This is a genomic window from Altererythrobacter sp. B11, assembly GCF_003569745.1.
Classification (GTDB): Bacteria; Pseudomonadota; Alphaproteobacteria; order Sphingomonadales; family Sphingomonadaceae; genus Croceibacterium_C.
Genome location: NZ_AP018498.1, coordinates 3,785,322 through 3,804,204, shown reverse-complemented (window position 1 = coordinate 3,804,204; position 18,883 = coordinate 3,785,322). Strand labels below are relative to the sequence as shown.

Sequence of the window (18,883 nt, the reverse complement as noted above, 5' to 3'; positions counted from 1 at the left end):
TCTCGCACAGCGATCTTCACTCATCCCGTGGCTGTGCTACGGCAGGGCCATGCTGACAAGATGGATCAAGCCCTGCCTCGCGCTGCTGGCGCTGTCACTGGCGGCCTCTGCCCAGGCACAAGGAACCGAAACGATGACGCAGAAGAGCTGGAGCCTCGCCATCCATGGCGGCGCCGGAACGATGTCGCCCGATGTCATGACGGATGCGCAGCAGCGCGAATACAAGGCCGCGCTGCAGGCGGCGCTGGATGCCGGAGCGGCGGTGCTCGCCCGCGGCGGCGCAGCGCTGGACGCGGTGGAAGCCGCCATCGTGGTGCTGGAGGACGATCCCCATTTCAACGCCGGACGCGGTGCCGTGTTCACCTATGAAGGGGTGAACGAGCTCGATGCCTCGATCATGGACGGGCGCGACCGTTCGGCCGGCGCTGTGACGGGTGTCACCCATGTGAAGAACCCGGTGAAGCTCGCCCGGGCGGTGATGGAAGACAGCCCGCATGTGTTCCTCAGCCGCGAGGGGGCGGAACAGTTCGCCCGGGAGCAGGGGCTGGAGATCGTCGATGCCGCGTGGTTCGCCACGCCCGAACGGCGTCGCCAGCTGGAAGAGCTGAAGGCGAAGAAGCTGAGCTGGTTCGATGTCGATCTGAAATACGGCACGGTGGGCGCGGTGGCCGTGGACAGCGAAGGCCATGCCGCTGCCGCCACCTCCACCGGTGGCCTGACCGGCAAGCGCTGGGGGCGGATCGGCGATTCACCGGTGATCGGTGCGGGCAATTATGCCGATGATCGCGCCTGCGCCGTCTCCGCCACCGGGGCGGGCGAGTTCTTCATCCGCGCGGGCGTGGCGCATGAAATCTGCGCCCGGATGCGGCTGCTGGGCGAAGACGCGCAGACCGCTGCCGATGCGGTGATCGCCGAAGTGGGCAAGATGGGCGGCGATGGCGGTGTTATCGTCGCCGCGCCCAATGGGACCACCGTTTTCTCCTTCAACACGCCGGGCATGTATCGCGGCCGGGCAGACAGCAACGGGCGCAGCGAGGTGGCGATCTTCGCGGGCGAGTGACGCCGCCCCTGCGCGGTCAGGGGTCGTTTTTGTCCTTCTTGCGCCGTCCGAAGCGCATCTGGCCTTCCAGCCGGGCGCGCAGGGCGGCGTAGAAGCTTTCCAGGAATGCGCGGTCGTCGCCCTCGCCGGCGTCCCAGCCGATCTTGCGGCAGATCGCCTCCACCACCTCGCGCATGGTATCGGCCTGGCCGCTCCGCAGCACGCGCTCCAGCACCTGCAGCTCGTGCTCGCCATAGACGGACAGCTCCACTTCGCCGAAGCGATAGGGCTGCGCCTCCTCCCTTTTCACGGACATCGCATCCGGCAGCGGCTGGTGCTTCACTTCCACCACCCAGGTTCCGCCGACGAGGTCGCCCGCCCGCAGATTGCCGCGATTGAAGAAGGGAAACAGCAGGAAGATCACCAACCAGGCAAAGGTCGCGCCGCCGATCGCGCCCATTCCGGCCTGCCCGGAAAGCAGCAGGGATGCCGGCATGAACACTTCCGCATCGCGCATCAGATTGCGCGCGATCACGGCTTCGGCCGTTAGCCTGGTGTCCCCGCCGCTGGCATCGGGCCGCGCGGCGACCCTTATGCCCAGCAGCCGCTTTCCCGGTGTGGCGCCGCGCGGCCCCAGTTCGAAGAAGAGGAAATAGCCGAAGCGGCACAGGAACAGCGTGAGGATCAGCAGCACCAGCAGCAGTTCGGCCGCCGGATTGCCCTCGCTGCCGCTCAGCCGCGCTAGTGCTGAGAGGCCGAGGAGATGCAGCGTTACGATCAGGAGCACGAAGGCGGTGACGATCACCGTCAGATCGAGCAGCAGCGCGCCGGCCCGCGCACCGCGGCTTGCCACGGTGAGCGGCAGGGCGACCCCCTCCGGCGTCACCAGCTGCCGCTCCCGGCCGGCGCGTGCGATGATGCGCGGCAGGGCCATCACGCGGTGCCCTCGCCCGCCGGGCGGAAGGCGAACAGATAGGCGATCCAGAAAAGCAGCAGCGTGCCGCCGATGGTCCCCCGCGCCCAGGGGTCTTCCACCAGCTGCCGGCCGTAGCCTTCCAGCAGGCCCGCCAGGACCAGCATCAGGACTACACCCGCCATCACCTGTGCCGCCCGCCTGCCGCTGGTCGCGGCGGCCGCCCCCAGCGGAAGTGTGCCCGGAAAGGCCATGGACCGGCCGATATGGATGCCAGCAGCGCCCGCCAGCAGGATGGCGAAGATCTCCGTGGTCCCGTGGATGGAGAGCCACGCGGCAAATTCCCACCCCAGACCCGCCTGGCAGAACAGCCACAGCATGGCGCCCAGTGTCGCCATGTTTCCGACCAGCAGCATGATTGTGGGAATGCCGAAGGCGAAGCCCAGCGCGAAGGCCATGATCGCAACGGCGGCGTTGTTGGAGAAGAGATAGGTCGCGAAGACGGAGAGGCCGTGCGGCCCTTCCGCACCGGCTAGCGTCCGTTCCAGCACTTCGCGCTCTGCGCCGGGCTGGCGCCCGCCCACGAACTCGCCCGGCACGAGGGCATAGTACCACTCGCTGTCGCGCGCCACGAGCAGCCAGCCCGCCACCGCCCCGGCGATCATCACCGCCAGCGCGATGCAGAGGTCGAGCCACAGGCCCCGCACCGCCGCGCCCCAGCGGCCGCCGAGGAAGCCCCGCAGCCACGAAAGCAGCGATTGGCGCGTGCCGTAGATCTGGAAGAAGGCGCGGCGCACCAGCGCCTCCAGATAGGCCAGCGTCGCCGCATCCAGCGAGGTTTCACGCGCGACCGAAAGGCTGGACGCGGCCTGTCGGTAGAGCGCCGGCAGGGCGAGCAGATCCTCATCCGAAATGCGACCGGGACGCCCTTTCTCCAGCGCGGTCACGATCCGCTCCAGCCGCCGCCATTCGCCTTCGCGCTCCAGCCGGAAACGGTCGGAGCGCAGGCTGGCGGCTTCGATATCGGGCGGAGCCTCGCCGTCGCCGGACTTGCGAAAGGTGAGGCGGAGCGAGAGGGCCATCAGCCGATCGCCTCCGCCCGCTTCGTCGCAAGATAGCGGTCGATCAGGCGATAGCCGATCGCGCGCCAAGGCGCCTCGATCACATCCACGCCCAGCCTGCGCAGCCGCTGCAGCACGGCCGCGCGCTGACGCGCCAGCCCGTCAGCCGCCACGGCGGTGGCAAGATCGCCGATCGTCGCGGGTTCGGCGCCGGCGAGGGAAGTGAGTTCGCTGTCTTCCATCGTCACGAAGATCACCAGATGATGCCGCACCAGCCGGCCCAGACTTTCGATCATCAGTTCGGCCGAGGTGCTGTCGGTGAAGTCGGAAAACAGCACGATCAGCGAACGCCGCCGCAACTGCCCCGCCAGCGTGGCGAGGGCGAGCGTGAAGTTCGGCTCTCGCGCGTGGTAATCGAGGCCCGCTGCGGCGCTCTGCAGGCGATGGAAATTGCGGGGCTCCGTGGCGAAGGGTGTCAGCAGCCAGGGCCGCTCTGCAAAGCCATAGAGCGCGACCCGATCGCCGCCCTTCAGCGCGACATAGGCGGCGGTAAGCGCGGCGGACACGGCGCGATCGATGCGCGGCAGCCCGTCCACGGGCTCGCACATGGCGCTGCCGCAATCGAAAGCGAAGACGATCTGGTTGTCGCGCTCCGCCTCGTTTTCCCGGGCATAAAGCCGGGTGTGGCGCGCGCTGGCTTTCCAGTCGATGCGGCGGCGGTCCATGCCTGCTTCATATTCGCTCAGCGCCTCGAACTGCGTGCCTTCGCCGCGAATGCGCCGCGCGACCATGCCGAACTGCGCGTCACGCAGGAAGGCCTGCAGCGCCGGGGAGCGCACGGGCGTGAGATCGGGCCAGATTCTCACCTCCGCCTCGACCGGCGCGGAGGCCTGCCGCCACGCCAGCCGCAGCGGGCCGGGCCAGCGCAGCCACAGTTCCTGCACGGTTCCCGTTCCCCGCCGCACCGGCGTGATGAAGGCCTGCCCCCGCCAACTTCCGGCTGCGCCCTCTTCCGCCAGATCGAATTGCGCCGCGCCGCCTTGGCCCAGGCGCGTAGCGAAGCCCAGCGAAGCCTGCGGAGCCGCGGCGGGTGGCCGGCTGAAACGGGCGCGGAGCGACAGGGCAAGGGGCTGGCCTACTTCGGCATCGGCGGGCGCATCCAGCGCCATCTCCGCCAGCCTGCCGGCCAGCATGCCATCCACCGCCACCAGCGCCAGCAGCGCCACTCCCAGCAGCGGCGCCAGCCACCACATTGCGGGCGCGACGGCAGCCGTAATCACCGCGGCCGGCGCCAGCAGGGCGAGCGCCACCAGCGGGCGTGTGGTAGGGGCGATGGGCGCCTTCACGTCTATCGCGGCGCCTCGGTCCGCTCGACCAGCTCGGCGACCAGATCCTCCACCTGCCGCCCGTCGATTTCTGCCGCGGGAGACAGCAGCAAGCGATGGCGCAGGGCGGAGGCGGCGAGGGCCTTCACATCATCCGGCAAGACATAGTCGCGGCCATGCAGCGCAGCCCGCGCACGGGCGGAATTGGCCAGCAGCACGGCGGCCCGCGGGCTGGCGCCGCCTGCCAGCTCCGCCGTTTCGCGCGTCGCGCGGACCAGCGCGACGGTGTAGGCGATCACCTCCTCTGCCAGCGTCACCCCCTTCACCGCTTGCTGCGCGGCGGCGATGCTGGCTGCGTCGGCCACGGCGCCGATGCCGAACTCGGCCGGCCGGGGCGGTCCGCTGTGCTGGCCGAAGCGGCGCACGATTGCCGCCTCTTCCTCGGCGCTGGGATAGGGAACCAGCAGCTTGAACAGGAAGCGGTCCAACTGCGCTTCGGGCAGCGGATAGACCCCCTGGTTCTCGATCGGATTCTGCGTTGCCACCACCATGAAGCCGGGGGGCAGGGCGTGCGCTTCGCCGTCCAGCGTTACCCGCCGCTCCTGCATCGCTTCCAGCAGGGCGGCCTGCGTCTTGGGCGGCGTACGATTGATCTCATCCGCCAGCAGCAGTTCGCGAAAGATCGGACCGCGGGTGAGGGTGAACTGGCTGGTCTGGAAATTGAACAGGTTGGAGCCCAGAATATCACCCGGAAGCAAGTCCGGCGTGAACTGGATTCGGCCGAATTCCATCCCCGTTGCAGTGGCGAAGCACTGGGCCAGAAAGGTCTTGGCCGTGCCCGGCGGGCCTTCCAGCAGCACATGGCCCTGCGCCACCAGCGCGATCAGCAGGTGCTCGACCGTTTCCTCCTGGCCTACGATCGCCTTGCCGATCTCGGTGCGGATGGCCCCCGCGAGGGAGCGGGTCTCATCGAGCGACATGGTCATTCTTCTACTGTCCTTTCGATCACTTTCAGCGCCCGGGCGGCGCGCAGCAAATCGCCGGGCCGGCGCGCGGATCTGAGCGCCTCGGAATGGCCGGCATAATCGAGCTCATCTCTGCCTCGCGCCGCCAGCGTGCGGGCAATGGCGGCCTCACGCAGCCCGGGATCGCTTTCGCGGATCCCCAGCGCGCGGCCGATCCGCGCGGCGAGCATGGCGGCATAGGGTGGCCCCAGCAGATGCAGCCGCCCCGTGCGCTGCACCAGCGCCGCGCCGTTGCGGGCGAGCTGCTCCTTGCCCATGGCGAGCGCCGAGGCGGGGGTGACAGGCGCGCCGAACCGGCGGAAGGCGCGCCAGCCGATTACCAGCAGGGCCAGCGCGAGGCACAGCGTGGCCGCGAGGAAGGGCGGCCGGAAGGCGAGGGTCAGCGGGTTCTCCGCAAACCCCAGCCCAACGAGGGTGAGATCGAAGACCACGGGAAGATCGTAGTCCTCCAGCGTCGTCTCGACGATCTGCAGCGCGGCTTCGGCGCGTTGGAGATCGGCCATGCCGTAATTGTTCATGAGGTCCGGCTCGGCGACGAACACCACCGGCCAGGCGCTTGCATCGGTGTCTTCTTCGGTGGCGGGCCGCCCCGCCGCTTCCGCAAGTTCGGGATAGAACCCGCCATTGTCCCAATAGCCTGCCAGTGTCCTGCCGGAGCCGGTGGAAACCAGCGGAATGATGTCCGGATCATCCACCGTCTGGACGGCATCGGGTGCGGGAAAAGTCCCCGCAAGGCCCAGGCCGCGCCAGCTGCGCTGCGCCGAAATCGCCGGATCGAGCATGTCGAGCTTCTTCATGTCGCCGGTAAAAGTCGGTGCCAGCGCGCCGATCAGCCTGACCCAGCCGCGCGGATGCTCTGCCGTCGCGCCGGGCGGCGGGGGTGCGGCAAGCCATTTGGGAAGGATCACCAGCGTGGGACCGACATAGCGGCGTTCCTGCAGCAGTTCGGCCAGTTCCTTCCCGTCACTGTCATGCGGCGGGGTGAGGATCAGCAGCGCCTCATCATCCAGATGCGCGGCGCTGCGCGACAGCGTCACCTGCAGGCCGCGCCGTTTCAGCAGGTCCGCAAGCCCGGCAAAGCCGTTGAGCCCGCGCGCGGCGGCATGGGCACCGCCATTGTTGCCGTCGTTCCCGTCCCACCCGCGGCCCATAGCGTAGAGCACGAACAGCAGCGTCGCCGCGCTGGCGACCACGAGCGCCAGAGCTGCCCCGCGCGAGAAATGACTGCCTCCACCGCTCATGGCGCGGCTGCGGGCTCGCCGGCCGGCAGGGCAAAATCGGCGTAGGCGGCGCGGGCGACGTGCCAGTCCTCCGCGGAGAGGTTACGCAGGGCAAACAGGCTGCGTTCCACGCGTCCGGCGATCACCGCGAAGGCGCGGCGGGCGCCCTCCGGCAGGACGGCCAGCGCTGCGATCTCCCGCGCGGTGGTGGATGGTTCGAGCAGCCCGGGTCGCGCGGCTCGGATCTGCTGGACGCTGCGGCGCAGGAGCAGATGGGTCGCCGCGTCATACTGGCCCTCCGCAGCAAGCCTGTCGGCTTCCTCCAGCAGGATCTGCGCTTCGGCTGCCTCTGGCGCCCAGTCCGGGCCATGCTCGGCCCCTGGCTTTGCGTGAAGCCCCAGGCGGGAGGCCAGCCGCCAGAGAAGGAATGCCAGCAGTGCGGCCCCTGCCGCCGCGATGATCCACAGCAGGACATCGCCCGACAGGCCGAGGAGGGATGCGGCCCCGTCCAATGCGTCGCCCAGATGGGAAAACAACCGCCGCAGCATTTCGCCCAGCCATTCCAGCCAATACGGAACCTCTGCCGGCTCACGCGGGGGCGGGGCGGGGATCGGCGAAAACTGCATATCCGCCTCTGCGCGCAGCTGCTGCCAGTCGCGTGCAACCCCGCCATCGGCGAGCGTGGATGCGATCTGCCCCTTGGCCCCAGTCACCGGCGGGTGGTGACACGGAGCGCCCGCGGGCGCAACCGGCATTCCCGTAGCCCGTGGCTGATCAGGGGCGTTGCCGTGCCTGGCGGTAGCTGCCGAGGATGCGCAGTTCCTTGCAGTGGAACGCCAGCTCTTCCATTGCCCGGTCGACCGCCGGATCGCCCGGGGCGCCCACGATGTCGGCATAGAACATGGTGGCGGCGAAGCTCGCCCCCTGCTGGTAGCTTTCCAGCTTGGTCATGTTCACGCCGTTGGTGGCGAAGCCGCCCAGTGCCTTGTACAGCGCGGCGGGCAGGTTCTTCACCTCGAAGATGAAGGTGGTCATGGCCGTATCGCCGTTCAGCGTGGCGGGATCGACCTGCTGCCGGGCGAGGATGACGAAGCGCGTCATATTGTCGGCCGCGTCCTTTACCCCGCGCTCGGCCACTTCCAGGCCATAGAGATCGGCGGCGAGTTCCGGCGCGATCGCGCAGGCCGCGGGATCGCCCAATTCCTTCACCAGCGCCGCTGCGCCCGCCGTGTCGGCATAGGAAACCGGGACGATCCCCCGCTCCCGCAGCCAGAAGCGCGTCTGGCCCAGCGCCTGGGGATGGCTGTAGGCCACGCGATAGGGGCCCTTGGTCAGCCCCATCACCGTATGGCTGATCGGCAGGAAGTGCTCGCCCACAATGGCCAGGCCGCTTTCGGGCAGCAGGAAATGGATATCCGCCACGCGGCCGTTCTGCGAATTTTCGATCGGGATGATGGCGCTGTCCGCCGTGCCGCTGTTCACCGCCTCCAACGCATCTTCGAAGGCGAAGCACGGCAGGGGCAGGCAGCCGGGATCCCATTCCAGCGCCGCACGATGCGAATTGGCACCGGGAGCCCCCTGGAACGCGACCGCGCGAGCAGGGTCGGCCGCTGCCGCCGCGCGCATTTTTTCGACCAGTTCAAGCGCCGGTGCGGGGAAGCTGTCCATGGGGCGAAGCCGGTAACCGTGCCGAACTGCCCGGGCAAGCCACTATCGGACTTGCACGCCGCGCATGCCGCCACTAGAGCGGCGCGCAAACGGGGACAACGGCAGACAATCTCTCGATGACCGATCGCTTCAATACCATCGCCGGCTGGACGCTCTTTAGTGGTGTCGTGGCTCTTGGCCTTTCCATCGTCAGCGGCATGTATTTCCATGCAGACAAGCCGGAGGCGCCGGAAACGGCCGGTTATCCGGTGCAGGCTGCGGAAGAGGAAGGCGGCGACGCGGGGCCCAGCTTCCTGCAGGTCCTGGCCACGGCCGATCCGGCCGCGGGCGAGAAGGTGTTCGCCAAGTGCACCTCGTGCCACACGATCGCGCAGGGTGCCGCAAACGGCATCGGCCCGAATCTGCACGGCGTCGTGGGTGAGGCGATTGGCAAGGGCGTTGGCGGCTTCGCCTTCTCCGACGCGCTCTCCAGCCATGGCGGCAACTGGACCTTCGACGAGCTGAACGAGTGGCTGAAGAGCCCGCGCGCCTATGCGCCGGGCACGAAGATGAGCTTCGCCGGCCTCTCCAGCATCGAAGATCGCGCCAACGTCATCGCCTATCTGAATGCCAACGGCAGCAACCTGCCGCTTCCGGCACCGGAAGCCAGCCCGACCGAAGCTGCCGCCGAAGGCGCGGATGCACCGGGTGAAGGCCCGGGCGTGGCCGAAGGTGCTGCCTCCGACACTGTCGAGACCACCGGCGCCGCGGGGGCGGAACAGCCCGTGCCCTCCACCAACGCGGCGGTGCAGAACTGAGGCAGACGCTGGGGCGCTGAGCTGACCGGTGGTCAGCCGCGCCCTTTGAAGCCCTGAGCGATCACATACCATTCCGACGAGCCCTTGCGGCTCGCCGGCGGTTTGGCGTGCTTCACAGCGCGGAAGTGCTTCTTCAGCAGCGTCAGCAGATCGCTGTCCGTGCCCCCGGCAAGGACTTTCGCCACGAAGGTGCCGCCTTCCGCCAGCGTGTCCACGGCGAAATAGGCCGCCGCTTCCACCAGCCCCATGGTGCGCAAATGGTCGGTCTGCTTGTGCCCGACCGTATTGGCCGCCATGTCCGACAGGACGAGATCCGGGGCGCCATCCAGCGCCTCCTCCAGCCGCGCCGGCGCTGCATCATCCATGAAGTCCATCTGCAGGATGGTGACGCCTTCCAGCGGCTCGGTCTCCAGCAGGTCGATGCCAACCACCGCGGCAGCGGGCACCTGCTTGCGCACCACCTGGCTCCAGCCGCCAGGCGCGATGCCCAGATCAACCACGCGGCGCGCACCCTTCAACAGGTCGAAGCGCTCGTCCAGCTCGATCAGCTTGTAGGCGGCGCGGCTGCGATAGCCCTCTGCCTTGGCCTGCTTCACATAGGGATCGTTCAACTGCCGCTCCAGCCAGCGAACGGAAGACGCGGTTCGCCCGCGCCCCGTCCGCACCCGCCGGTCGGTATCGCCGCGGCCCCTGGTCATGCCATCCCCCGCCGCAGCCGGCGCAAGGCCGCCTGCGCTTCCATGCCGTCTGCATCCGCTGTCATCATGCCGCGCAATATCCCTTCGCGTATGCCCCGGTCGGCCACGCCTAGGCGCGGGGCGGGCCAGATATCGAGAATGCTTTCCAGTATCGCGCAGCCCGCCACCACCAGATCGGCGCGTTCCCGGCCGATGCATGGCAGCGTGCGACGCTCGTCGGGCGACATGCCGGACAGCCGATCCGAAATGCTCCGCATGGCCTTGGCGGGCACGATCAGCCCGTCCACGGCCCGCCGATCATATTGGGGCAGGTTGAGATGCAGGCTGGCCAGCGTGGTCACCGTGCCGCTGGTGCCCAGCAGGCGCAGTGCGTCATTATGATGGTGGGCGATTCGCGCCGCGAATTCCGCAAAGCTTTCCGTGACGATTCGGCGCATCTCGCCATAGCGGGACAGCCGGTGGTCGCGATCGCCTTCCTCCAGCCCGATCGTCTCGCTGAGCGACACGACCCCCCAGGGCACGCTCTGCCAATCCAGGATGCGCGGGACGGGGGCGCCGGATTCGATCAGCACCAGTTCGGTCGATCCGCCGCCGATGTCGAAAATCATCGCCGGGCCGGGGCCGTCTTCTAGCAGCACGTGGCAGCCCAGCACGGCAAGCCGCGCCTCTTCCTCCGCCGTGATGATGTCCAGCTGGATGCCGGTTTCGCTGCGAACGCGCTCGATGAATTCCATTCCGTTCGACGCGCGGCGGCAGGCCTCTGTTGCGACCGAACGGGCAAGATGCACATTGCGCTTGCGCAGCTTTTCGGAACAGATGCGCAGGGCGCCCACAGCGCGATCCATTGCTTCCTGGCTCAGCCGCCCGGTCTGCGCCAGGCCTTCGCCCAGCCGCACTACCCGGCTGAAGGCGTCGATCACCACGAAATTGTCGTCAGCGGGCCGTGCGATCAGCAGGCGGCAATTGTTGGTGCCGAGGTCAATGGCAGCATAGGCCTGCCGCGGCTGGCGCCGCCACGCGCTGCCTTGCTGGACGCCCGGGCCGGGCCTGTCGCCGGAATTTTCGCCGGAAGTTTCGCGTCGGGGCTTCCGCTTGCGGGGGCCACCGGGCGGGCGGCCCGCACCTGTCGCGGCCTTGCCCCTGCGTTCATCCGGCGGAGAGAAATCCGCCATAATGCTGCACACTTTCTTATCGTTCTCGCCCGCCATCGGCGGGTACTTGCGTGCAGGCTAGCGAATGCCAGGGGGCGGAGCAAGTTTCGCCCGAAATCGGCGGCTTGACGATTCGGTCGCGCCTGCCTAAGTGCGCCGCTCCGCATTGCCCCGTCGTCTAAAGGTAAGACTACGGACTCTGACTCCGTCAATCGAGGTTCGAATCCTCGCGGGGCATCCAGCTTGATTAGCATTACCCTGCCTTTTCAGCATCTTGGTTTGATGCGCTGGCTACCTTTTTCGAGAGGTTAGCCATCACTTTAGCCATTGCTGCGTCCGCGCGGCTTCCTTGCGAGGCTTCGCCAGCGTAGCGCCGATACTCGCGGACGGTCTTGTGGCCGGTGATGGCCATCCCCTCTTCGTCTGAACAGCCAGCCTCCCGGCAGCGCCGCGCGGCCGACTTGCGGAGGCCATGAGCGGAGCAGTGAGGTAGGCCGGCGGCGATGCAAGCTCGCTTGATCAGATTGTAGAAGCCCTTGGCGGTGAAGGCCGTGCCGGTACGGCTTTCGAGCACCAGCACGTCGCCCAGCGGCCCGGCCTGCAATGCTTCGCTGAGCGGGACGATAATGGGAACGTCAACCGAGTTAGTGGTTTTGCTCTGCTTCAGCCGGATACGGCCCTCTGCGATCGCTGTGCGCGTGAGAAACCTAACGTCGCCGCTGCGCTGGGCGCCATAGAGCAGCAAGGCGAAGGCGAGGCGAGGTTTGGTGCCGAGAGGGTGCGTGTCTTCGAACTGCGTCAGCTCTGCCTCGGTCCAGCGGTGATAACCTTCGCTGTCGGCCTTCGGCGGGCGGGTGTCCTTCACCGGATCAAAGGTGCCGGGGACGAGCTTCTCGCGCCTGGCAATGATGAAGAGCTGCGCCAGCAGCTTTCTCAGCCGGGCCGCCGCGTGGGGCTTATGCCGCATAGCGTTCATCAGTCGGGCGATGCGTTGGGCATCGAGCGCGCGGATCGGATCATCACCGAATGTGGAGCGGAATCGCTCCAACACTCCGCGATAGACCTGCTGGGTCGATGGTCGAAGGTCGCGAAAGGCGTTGTCGCTGTAATAGCGCGCTATGGCATCCGCTACACTGCCCGGCCGAATACGGCCGGCGCCGATTTTAGGCGGCTCGGCGCTGAGACAGTCAGCGTATTCCTGCTCGAACGCCTTTGTGCCGAAGGGTGCCTTGAAATAGTGCGTGGCGTAGCCCTTGCGCCGGAAGCGCCACCGGACCTTGCCGTGGCGATCGCGGAAACTGGTAACGTATTCAGGACGTGACTTCACGAGGCACCATATTCGTCTAGCCGCGCGTCGAGATCATCGGGGGCACCGGCGCCTTGGACTGTCGTCGGAGCGATCTCGAACGAGAGGCCGCCCACGGCATCAACCCGCCCTTTGAACACGACGCCGTGCGCGCGGACGATCTTGGCCATGCGGTCCAAGTCGCTCTTACTGATCAGGGCGGCGCGACCAGCCATGCTTATTCAGCTTGCTCGGAAGCCGGTTCGGTCTTGGGGTTCCAGCCCTCGATTTCGCGCACCTCGTTGGCGGTCAGAACGCCGGCCTCCAACGCGATCTTGTGGGCGTTCCATCGGGTGGTCGGATCCCCACGCAGGAATCCGGACAGATCCAGCTCCAGCTCAAATCCGCTGCCCGTGGAGAAGACGCTGCGCGCAAACTCCGCCTCGATCTTCCGCGCCCAGGGGGCGAGGGTGAACATCGCGAACCAGCGGCCCGCCGTCTCGGAATTGGTAAAGGTGTTGTGGCTGTAGTCCTGCACGAGGGGCGGCGGCACCTGAAAGAGCCGGCAGATTTCTTCCACGCCGAACTTGCGGGACTCCAGCAGCTCCGCATCCTCGGGTGATATCTGCGCGGCAGTCCATTCCATCCCGTGGTCGAGGATCAGCGTCCGGCCGGCGTTCGCCGTGCCAGAATACTTCGCATGGAATTGCGATCTCAGCAGCTCAAGCTGCTCCTGGGTGAGCGGCTGCGCCGATTTGATCACCCCACCCGGGCGGCCGCCATTCTCAAGGAAGTTCCGCGCGAAGCCGTTTGTGGCCTGAACGGCGGAAATCACGTCCGCGGCGCGGCTCAGGCGCGACACGCCCACGCCGTTGCCATCGGTCCTGTCGCGCAGGTGCAGCACCTCTTCCGGCAGCAGCCGGCGCGTGCCACCGCGGCCATCCGCCACGTCGAAAGCGAGCCGCCCGCTGGCCAGCTGCACCACGGTCACCATTCCCCAGGGGATAAATCGGAAGCCCGCCAGCGCCCCGTTGGTGGTGCGCATGATCTCCGCCAGCCCGTTGCCGGAGAGCAAGGCGGATGACAGCATGTGCTCCACGAAATCGGGCCAGGTCATGGCCTCGTTCACCCCCTGCCGGGTGATGCGATAGAGCGGATGCCCCATCGCCTCGATGCGATTTCCGCCCTGCCGGCGGTAAACCAGCGCGGGAATGCTTGCGAGCGATGTGGCGATCACGGTGGAGCAGGCCGCCACGGCAGAGAGGTTTTCCGCAGCGCGGGCAGAGATCGCGCCGCAATAGCCGATATTTGGTGCCAGCGCGCTCCACGAAGGGTCCGCTGCGTCGTTCCGGCGCTCAAAGCCGGCCCAGCTGGCAATGCGATCGATAAGGGTCATGCGCCCAGCTCCGCAAGGATCAGGCGGCGGCGGCGTGGCGAGGGTGTCGCCGGGCGGCTACGCAGCGCCAGAGAGGTGTCAGGGTAGGCCGGCCATGCGGAAACCACGCTGATTTCCTTGAGATCGACCGTTTCGAGGGTCCGGTGATCACCGTCCCAGCTGTCGCCGCCGGGCGGAACCCGGAAGCCAAAGCTCATTCCGCCCAGGTCGCCTCGCTCGGCAAGGGCGAGAATGTCCCGGCCCGCATGGGTATCGGGCAGCTCCAGTACGAAGGCGAGGCCCTTGGCGTCCTCGGCAAGGCGCAAGGTGCCGGAGCGCGTTCGCCCCAGCACCTTGCCATGATCGTGGTCGAAAAGGGCAACCACGTCGCCGCCGATCGCCTTCTGGAACGCGCCGCGGGCAATCGTCTCGATGATCGATCCTATCCGCGCCTCGCTGCCGAAGGTCGCCGCATAGCCTTCCAGGCGGCGGCCCTCGGCACGAACCTCGGTGAAGCTCCGACGCTCCATCACGTTGGCGGCGGCGTTCATCAGGCCGGCCCCGGAACGCCGCTGGCAATCACGAACGATGCCGGGCGGCGAACCCCGAAGTCCACGGTGGCCATCGCCCGGATCAGCACATTGCCCTTGCTGTAAGCCGTCTCGGCGTAGGGATTGACCAGAATGTCCAGCTGCGACCACACGCCCACGAGGAAATCGCGCCAGTCGCCATAGGCGAGGGCATGTTCATCCTCGCCGGTGCCAAGGTTGCTGGGCGCCTGGTTGGTGAAGAAGGTGGGCTCGCCGTGGAACGTCTCCGCGATCGTCACTGCATGGCCATCGCCGTCGCGCACCTTCAGTGCGGTGGCCTTGACACCGTTGGTGGAGAGGAACGCCCGCCGCGCATCCACATTGGCCAGATCGGCAGCGGCGATCATGTCCGCCGTGGTGTTGAACAGATCCGCGTCATACGGCACGCTGGCCACGTCGGGATCGTTCAGCAGCCCGCGCGGCTCCGCGCCCGTGCCACTGCCGTTGATGGCGGCGCGGTCGATCTCCAGCGCGATATTGCGGGAGAGCATCTGCCGGATCAGGCCTTCGGCCGCCGGGCTGGCCTGCATGATCAGCTGGCGCGAAAGTTCGGTGATGGCGCCCACGTGGTGCGGGGTGAGTGTCAGGCTGTCGAAGGATGCATTGCCGGTCGGCAGGGCGGTGTTCTCCGCAACCCATCCCACCGCCGGCGAGCCGGTTTCGCGGGGGATTTCGACATTGCCGGTCAGTCCGGTCAGGACGGTGGCGCCCATCGCCTGCAGCGCCGTTCCGGCCGTCAGCGCCGAAACGAACAAATCGGGCCGAAAATCGGTCGGGATGATCGAACCGCTGGTGGCCGTGGTCTGCGCGGCGCGCTCTTCCAGCGCAAAACATTCCAGCGGGGCGTAGAAGCCCTTGGCAACCCGTCCGGCGCGCTTCGCCAACTCCGCCTGCAGCTCAATCTCGCGGCCAGCGTCGATCGAGGGATCAATCTGGTGCGCGATCATCCGCGCGATGGAGAAGCTGCGCAGCTCCGCCGACAGGCGATCGTCGCCGCCCCCGGAAATCACGGTAGCCTGCTCGCTGCGCTCCGCATCCTGCACCTTGCGCGCGCGGGCAATCTGCTGGTCGAGAGCGCGAACCTCGCCCTCGGCCTTGTCGAACGCGGTCTGGTCGTTGGCCTCGTCGGCCGTTCGCATGGCCGAAACCAGCTCCGCGCGCTGTTCCAGCAGTTCATTCAACTTGGGCATGATGGCGCCTTTCAATCTGGCCGGGGGCCGAAGCCCCCGGCACGGTGAGAGCCGACTGTCTCGCGACGTTGGCAAAGAAAATTGTGCAGCGTTGCCCGGCTGCGAACCCAAAGGAATCGGCCATGAACAGCCGCCCGCCCCAGGGCACCAGGCTTCCCGCTATCGGCCGCGCTGCGCAGCCTCTCCCTTCGGGGCGGGGTTCAGTCATCATCGCCGTGCATGTTGATCTCCACCTTCGTATGATGGTCGATCATTTGCCGCAGCTTGCTCACCCGATAGGTCAGCACCTTGCGAATATCCCTGCCGCTAAGGAGAGCCTCGTCCCAGCTGGAAGGCTCCGGCACGACGGTGCTCGGCACTGCCTCGAAAGAGGGGAAGTAGTGATAAACGAGGGAAATAGTCGGCGCATCCGGATGCTGGCGAGCGCAGCGCATGATCTCGCATGCCATCCTGCCCGCCACCGGCGCGTCCACACCTTCGTCAAGGAACTCCTTGAACAGCCAGAGCCCGATCATGTCATCCGGATCGAAATAGCGCGCGCGGCCCGGAATCGTCTCGGGAGCGCAGGGAAAGTTCCCAGCTGCAACATGCTCGTTGAAGCGATCGCGATCGAGGCCCACCACCCGGCAGGCGATCTTCGTTGCGAGGCGCGTTTTGATTTCTGCCATGCTCTAATCCTCTTGAGTTTTTCCAGAGGTATCAAAAGCTCTGGACAAACGCAAGAGGCTATTCCGCCATCTCGCAAAGCGACACATCGGGATCGGCCACGGGGCAGCCCGGGCCGGCGATCTCGTGCGTCATGAAATCATCCTCGGCGCCGTTGCCGTCCAGCTCGTCGCCGTTGGCTTCCACGTCTCGGTCGCCGTCGACCAAGTCGAGCAGGTCGATCGCGACCGCAATGAAGCCTTCCAGCTGGGCGCGATCGAAACGGCTCAGCACGCTAGTCACCGCCGCAGGCGGAAAAGCCGTGATGGATCGAGGCCACCAGCAAGTGATGTCGTTCATGTCAGTTCCCCCCGAGGCGGCGCATGGCGTTGCTGAGATCGATCCTCTCGCCAACCGTCATGCTGGTGGTGCGGAAGACGGCAAGGGCCTGCTGTGCCGTGCCGCGGCCGATGGCTCGCACTGCGAGGGATTCGGAAACCTTGGCGCGCTGCTCTTCGCTCAGCACGCTGCAAATCGCGGTCAGCAACTCCAGCTCCGGCGTTGCGGTCATGTCCCGCATCACTTCGGCGGTTTTCATCGCCGCGCGCTCATTCGGGAAGAGATATTCGCCGGGCCACGGGCAGGCCTCCCTGAAGGCCTTGCGGGCCGCGCGTGCGGCTGCGTTACAGGGCTGCTGCACCTTGCGGCGTGCAGCAGTGGGCAAACGAACAACGTTCGTGTTAAGGGCGGCCTCAGCCATGATCGTCTCCTACGGACGGTTGATGGTTAGAGCTGGGCGGTCGTTGGTAGCTTCCGCCCGGCTCGCTTTTCTGATAACGCTAATTCCGCCATGGCGTCAATTAAAGATAACAAAAAATCGCGCGGCCGTCCGGTCACCACCGGCACGGGCACGATGATCGGTGTTAGGCTCCAAGATGAGCAGCTCCGGCGCCTCGACAGCTGGATCGAGGAGGCGGGGGGACACCTGTCCCGCCCAGAGGCTATTCGCCGCTTGCTGGAGCATGCGTGGGGACGCACTGCTGCGGCAAAGGGCATCGGCCCGCTGTCGGGACGCTTGGGACCACTCCCCGGCGACGACTAAAGCCACACGATTCCCTGCCCGCGATAGGTCTTCGTGCCTTCCTGGCGGCTCGCCAGCCCACATGCCATGATCGTCGCCACCATCGGATCGATCCGGTCGATCGAGCGGTTCTTGCTGGGCTTGCGCAGGCCGGCCGGATCGGTTTCATAAACGAGGTTCCCGGCCGACCAGCGCAACACCGGATGCATGGCATGGCGCAGCTTGCCCTCCAGCATGGCGATTTCGAACGCGTCTACCGCCGGCCCCATGTCACGATAGCCCTGGCCCCAGTCTACCAGCGGCAGATCGATACCCTCGCTGCTCAGGATGGCCTTGAGGTCCGCCATGCCCCACCGGTCGAACGCAACTCCGCGCAGATCGTAGCATGCCCGCACCTCGGCCAGCCTGGCGGCGATAAATCGCTTGTCGATCGCGCGGCCTGGCGTGGCCTCGATGTGCCCCTGCTTTGACCAGACGCGATAGGGCACGCGATCGGTTTCCTCGCGATCGGCAAGGTTCTCCTTGGGGCACCATGCGTGCAGCACCAACGCGCCGCCATCCTCGGGAAAATACAGCGCCAGCGCGGAAAGGTCGCGCGTGCTGGACAGGTCGAGGCCAGCATAGCAGGGCCGGCCGGCCAGCGCCGCGAGGTCGAATGCGCCGCCGCATAGCTCCCACTCGGCGGGGTTGATCGCCTTCGGCTCGGCATCGACGCGCTGGTTGCAGTAGAGGTTCCGGAACGCCGGCTCGAACGTCGGCATCCGCGAGGCGCGCTTGGCCTCCTGCGCCAGCTCTTCAGCCGATCGGAACTTGCCCAGGGCCGGGTTGGCGAGCGGCCAGTTCTTCGGATCGAACGGGTCGGCATCCTCCGGCACGGCGTAAACCCGGCCGTGGAAGCTCGGATCCTCGATCTCCCCCGAATCAATCCGCGCCGCATAGTCGACAAGTTCGCTCATGATGTTCTCGGCGCGCGGGCTCTGCGTGCCGATCACCAGCATCAGCGGTTCGGCCCGCTTGCCCATCGATGTGGCCAGCACGTCATACAGCTCGCGCTTACCCCATTGCGCCAGCTCGTCGCAGACGATGAAGCTGGAGGCGAGGCCGTGCACGCTCTTGCCGTCGCTTGCGAGCGCGCGGTAGATCGATCCGGTCTGCGGATCGGTGATCTCCTTGGTGAAGGCCTTGATGTTCACGCGGGCGGCCATCCACGGGGTGGCCATGATCGTCGCCTCCATCTCGGCAAAGATCAGCGCCGCCTGCTCTTTCACCGCCGCGGCCGAGTAGCATTCACCGCGCCGCTCGGCCTCGGGGCCGATCAGGTGGCAGAGCGAGAGGCCGGCGCAGAGCACCGTCTTGCCGTTGCCGCGCGCCACGCTCAGCAGCCCGCGCCTGACCTGGCGCCGCCCGTCCTGCCGGTCGCCGTAGATGGCCTGCAGCCATTCGCGCTGGAAGGGCTCCAGGCGCACTTTCTCGCCCTCGCCAAAGCCCTTGGTGACCGGCAGGTCTTCGAGAAAAGCGATCACCCTTTCGGCGCGCGTCAGCCCCTCGGCTTCCCAAGGGTGCGGCGCCGGTGCTGCCGGTGCCGGATTGAACAGATCCTGCGCCGCCTGCCGTGCCCCCGCACCTGCCGCGATTTGCCGTGCCGCTCCTGGCCCTCGCTTGCCCATAAATCGCCTTTCTCGATAAGTAACTATTGTCGATTTCGCTCATAAATCGAAGAAATCGATCACTAGAACGGCTGAACCTAACTAACTCTCTCCTCCTAGGGGCGGGTGGTACGGAAGCCGCAGCTGTGAGAGATTTTTCCATCGGATTTATCG

21 protein-coding genes and 1 tRNA gene are annotated in these 18,883 nt (G+C 66.9%); 4 read left to right on the top strand and 18 right to left on the bottom strand.

Annotated elements, in window-relative coordinates; translation table 11 throughout:
* Nucleotides 1-133 precede the first annotated feature (133 nt).
* Nucleotides 134-1,060, top strand: coding sequence for an isoaspartyl peptidase/L-asparaginase family protein (locus AEB_RS17875; RefSeq protein WP_119084760.1), 927 nt, complete (start codon nt 134-136; stop codon nt 1,058-1,060).
* 16 nt (nt 1,061-1,076) lie between these two features.
* On the opposite strand, the gene AEB_RS17870 is transcribed toward AEB_RS17875, so the two are convergent.
* Genes AEB_RS17870 through AEB_RS17840 form a run of 7 tightly spaced genes read right to left on the bottom strand, consistent with a single transcriptional unit; the run spans nt 1,077 to nt 8,251 of the window.
* Nucleotides 1,077-1,973, bottom strand: coding sequence for an RDD family protein (locus tag AEB_RS17870; protein WP_119084332.1), 897 nt, complete (start codon nt 1,971-1,973; stop codon nt 1,077-1,079).
* A complete protein-coding gene (locus AEB_RS17865; protein WP_119084331.1) occupies nt 1,973-3,034 on the bottom strand; it encodes a stage II sporulation protein M in 1,062 nt (353 codons plus the stop codon). Before AEB_RS17865 ends, AEB_RS17870 begins: the two co-directional genes overlap by 1 nt.
* Entirely contained in the window at nt 3,034-4,359 is a 1,326-nt protein-coding gene (locus AEB_RS17860; protein WP_442858045.1) for a DUF58 domain-containing protein, read from the bottom strand. Before AEB_RS17860 ends, AEB_RS17865 begins: the two co-directional genes overlap by 1 nt.
* Nucleotides 4,360-4,361: 2 nt before the next feature.
* Nucleotides 4,362-5,324, bottom strand: coding sequence for an AAA family ATPase (locus tag AEB_RS17855; protein WP_442858044.1), 963 nt, complete (start codon nt 5,322-5,324; stop codon nt 4,362-4,364).
* Nucleotides 5,321-6,604, bottom strand: a complete 1,284-nt coding sequence (locus AEB_RS17850) for a DUF4350 domain-containing protein (RefSeq protein ID WP_119084328.1) — start codon at nt 6,602-6,604, stop codon at nt 5,321-5,323. The genes AEB_RS17855 and AEB_RS17850 overlap by 4 nt, the downstream gene beginning before the upstream one ends.
* Nucleotides 6,601-7,338, bottom strand: coding sequence for a hypothetical protein (locus tag AEB_RS17845; protein WP_231958819.1), 738 nt, complete (start codon nt 7,336-7,338; stop codon nt 6,601-6,603). The genes AEB_RS17850 and AEB_RS17845 overlap by 4 nt, the downstream gene beginning before the upstream one ends.
* A 19-nt stretch (nt 7,339-7,357) precedes the next feature.
* Nucleotides 7,358-8,251 carry a prephenate dehydratase gene (locus AEB_RS17840; protein WP_119084327.1) on the bottom strand — a complete coding sequence of 298 codons (894 nt, stop codon included), beginning with the start codon at nt 8,249-8,251 and terminating at the stop codon, nt 7,358-7,360.
* A 116-nt stretch (nt 8,252-8,367) separates the two neighbouring features.
* Here AEB_RS17840 and AEB_RS17835 point away from each other — a divergent pair, with 116 nt between their 5' ends.
* Nucleotides 8,368-9,048 (top strand): c-type cytochrome, encoded by a 681-nt coding sequence (locus AEB_RS17835; RefSeq protein WP_119084326.1) that lies wholly within the window; start codon nt 8,368-8,370, stop codon nt 9,046-9,048.
* 32 nt (nt 9,049-9,080) lie between these two features.
* Here the strand turns inward: AEB_RS17835 and AEB_RS17830 are convergent, their stop codons facing one another.
* Both AEB_RS17830 and AEB_RS17825 read right to left on the bottom strand, forming a co-directional pair.
* Entirely contained in the window at nt 9,081-9,746 is a 666-nt protein-coding gene (locus AEB_RS17830) for an RlmE family RNA methyltransferase (RefSeq protein ID WP_119084325.1), read from the bottom strand.
* Nucleotides 9,743-10,918, bottom strand: a complete 1,176-nt coding sequence (locus AEB_RS17825) for a Ppx/GppA phosphatase family protein (protein WP_119084758.1) — start codon at nt 10,916-10,918, stop codon at nt 9,743-9,745. Before AEB_RS17825 ends, AEB_RS17830 begins: the two co-directional genes overlap by 4 nt.
* 146 nt (nt 10,919-11,064) lie before the next feature.
* On the opposite strand from AEB_RS17825, the gene AEB_RS17820 reads away from it, so the two are divergent.
* Nucleotides 11,065-11,138: transfer RNA gene (locus AEB_RS17820), tRNA-Gln, on the top strand.
* Nucleotides 11,139-11,150: 12 nt separating this feature from the next.
* Here the strand turns inward: AEB_RS17820 and AEB_RS17815 are convergent.
* From AEB_RS17815 to AEB_RS17780, 8 genes are all read right to left on the bottom strand, one after another.
* Nucleotides 11,151-12,224, bottom strand: a complete 1,074-nt coding sequence (locus tag AEB_RS17815) for a tyrosine-type recombinase/integrase (RefSeq protein ID WP_119084324.1) — start codon at nt 12,222-12,224, stop codon at nt 11,151-11,153.
* On the bottom strand, nt 12,221-12,373 hold the full coding sequence (locus tag AEB_RS18255) for a hypothetical protein (protein WP_172593160.1): 153 nt from the start codon (nt 12,371-12,373) through the stop codon (nt 12,221-12,223). Before AEB_RS18255 ends, AEB_RS17815 begins: the two co-directional genes overlap by 4 nt.
* 47 nt (nt 12,374-12,420) lie before the next feature.
* Nucleotides 12,421-13,578 carry a phage portal protein gene (locus tag AEB_RS17805; RefSeq protein WP_119084322.1) on the bottom strand — a complete coding sequence of 386 codons (1,158 nt, stop codon included), beginning with the start codon at nt 13,576-13,578 and terminating at the stop codon, nt 12,421-12,423.
* Nucleotides 13,575-14,108 (bottom strand): HK97 family phage prohead protease, encoded by a 534-nt coding sequence (locus AEB_RS17800; protein WP_197714456.1) that lies wholly within the window; start codon nt 14,106-14,108, stop codon nt 13,575-13,577. Before AEB_RS17800 ends, AEB_RS17805 begins: the two co-directional genes overlap by 4 nt.
* A complete protein-coding gene (locus AEB_RS17795; RefSeq protein ID WP_119084321.1) occupies nt 14,108-15,337 on the bottom strand; it encodes a phage major capsid protein in 1,230 nt (409 codons plus the stop codon). The genes AEB_RS17800 and AEB_RS17795 overlap by 1 nt, the downstream gene beginning before the upstream one ends.
* A 200-nt stretch (nt 15,338-15,537) precedes the next feature.
* Complete coding sequence (locus tag AEB_RS17790) at nt 15,538-16,005, bottom strand: hypothetical protein (protein WP_119084320.1); 468 nt, start codon at nt 16,003-16,005, stop codon at nt 15,538-15,540.
* Nucleotides 16,006-16,063: 58 nt separating this feature from the next.
* Nucleotides 16,064-16,342, bottom strand: a complete 279-nt coding sequence (locus AEB_RS17785; RefSeq protein ID WP_119084319.1) for a hypothetical protein — start codon at nt 16,340-16,342, stop codon at nt 16,064-16,066.
* 1 nt (nt 16,343) lies between these two features.
* Entirely contained in the window at nt 16,344-16,742 is a 399-nt protein-coding gene (locus tag AEB_RS17780) for a hypothetical protein (RefSeq protein WP_145985332.1), read from the bottom strand.
* Between the two features lie 90 nt (nt 16,743-16,832).
* On the opposite strand from AEB_RS17780, the gene AEB_RS18675 reads away from it, so the two are divergent.
* Nucleotides 16,833-17,084, top strand: a complete 252-nt coding sequence (locus AEB_RS18675; RefSeq protein WP_119084317.1) for a ribbon-helix-helix domain-containing protein — start codon at nt 16,833-16,835, stop codon at nt 17,082-17,084.
* On the opposite strand, the gene AEB_RS17770 is transcribed toward AEB_RS18675, so the two are convergent.
* Nucleotides 17,081-18,730: a terminase large subunit gene (locus tag AEB_RS17770; RefSeq protein ID WP_119084316.1), complete on the bottom strand. Its 1,650-nt coding sequence runs from the start codon at nt 18,728-18,730 to the stop codon at nt 17,081-17,083. The two genes, AEB_RS18675 and AEB_RS17770, sit on opposite strands and share 4 nt — an antisense overlap.
* Nucleotides 18,731-18,883 lie beyond the last annotated feature (153 nt).

What these genes read in the sequence shown, in the direction of transcription:
- AEB_RS17875 (WP_119084760.1), top strand. Translation starts at nt 134, where the DNA reads ATGACGCAGAAGAGCTGGAGCCTCGCCATCCATGGCGGCGCCGGAACG.
- AEB_RS17870 (WP_119084332.1), bottom strand. Translation starts at nt 1,973, where the DNA reads ATGGCCCTGCCGCGCATCATCGCACGCGCCGGCCGGGAGCGGCAGCTG.
- AEB_RS17865 (WP_119084331.1), bottom strand. Translation starts at nt 3,034, where the DNA reads ATGGCCCTCTCGCTCCGCCTCACCTTTCGCAAGTCCGGCGACGGCGAG.
- AEB_RS17855 (WP_442858044.1), bottom strand. Translation starts at nt 5,324, where the DNA reads ATGACCATGTCGCTCGATGAGACCCGCTCCCTCGCGGGGGCCATCCGC.
- AEB_RS17850 (WP_119084328.1), bottom strand. Translation starts at nt 6,604, where the DNA reads ATGAGCGGTGGAGGCAGTCATTTCTCGCGCGGGGCAGCTCTGGCGCTC.
- AEB_RS17845 (WP_231958819.1), bottom strand. Translation starts at nt 7,338, where the DNA reads ATGCCGGTTGCGCCCGCGGGCGCTCCGTGTCACCACCCGCCGGTGACT.
- AEB_RS17840 (WP_119084327.1), bottom strand. Translation starts at nt 8,251, where the DNA reads ATGGACAGCTTCCCCGCACCGGCGCTTGAACTGGTCGAAAAAATGCGC.
- AEB_RS17835 (WP_119084326.1), top strand. Translation starts at nt 8,368, where the DNA reads ATGACCGATCGCTTCAATACCATCGCCGGCTGGACGCTCTTTAGTGGT.
- AEB_RS17830 (WP_119084325.1), bottom strand. Translation starts at nt 9,746, where the DNA reads ATGACCAGGGGCCGCGGCGATACCGACCGGCGGGTGCGGACGGGGCGC.
- AEB_RS17825 (WP_119084758.1), bottom strand. Translation starts at nt 10,918, where the DNA reads ATGGCGGATTTCTCTCCGCCGGATGAACGCAGGGGCAAGGCCGCGACA.
- AEB_RS18255 (WP_172593160.1), bottom strand. Translation starts at nt 12,373, where the DNA reads ATGGCCAAGATCGTCCGCGCGCACGGCGTCGTGTTCAAAGGGCGGGTT.
- AEB_RS17805 (WP_119084322.1), bottom strand. Translation starts at nt 13,578, where the DNA reads ATGACCCTTATCGATCGCATTGCCAGCTGGGCCGGCTTTGAGCGCCGG.
- AEB_RS17800 (WP_197714456.1), bottom strand. Translation starts at nt 14,108, where the DNA reads ATGAACGCCGCCGCCAACGTGATGGAGCGTCGGAGCTTCACCGAGGTT.
- AEB_RS17795 (WP_119084321.1), bottom strand. Translation starts at nt 15,337, where the DNA reads ATGCCCAAGTTGAATGAACTGCTGGAACAGCGCGCGGAGCTGGTTTCG.
- AEB_RS17790 (WP_119084320.1), bottom strand. Translation starts at nt 16,005, where the DNA reads ATGGCAGAAATCAAAACGCGCCTCGCAACGAAGATCGCCTGCCGGGTG.
- AEB_RS17785 (WP_119084319.1), bottom strand. Translation starts at nt 16,342, where the DNA reads ATGAACGACATCACTTGCTGGTGGCCTCGATCCATCACGGCTTTTCCG.
- AEB_RS17780 (WP_145985332.1), bottom strand. Translation starts at nt 16,742, where the DNA reads ATGGCTGAGGCCGCCCTTAACACGAACGTTGTTCGTTTGCCCACTGCT.
- AEB_RS18675 (WP_119084317.1), top strand. Translation starts at nt 16,833, where the DNA reads ATGGCGTCAATTAAAGATAACAAAAAATCGCGCGGCCGTCCGGTCACC.
- AEB_RS17770 (WP_119084316.1), bottom strand. Translation starts at nt 18,730, where the DNA reads ATGGGCAAGCGAGGGCCAGGAGCGGCACGGCAAATCGCGGCAGGTGCG.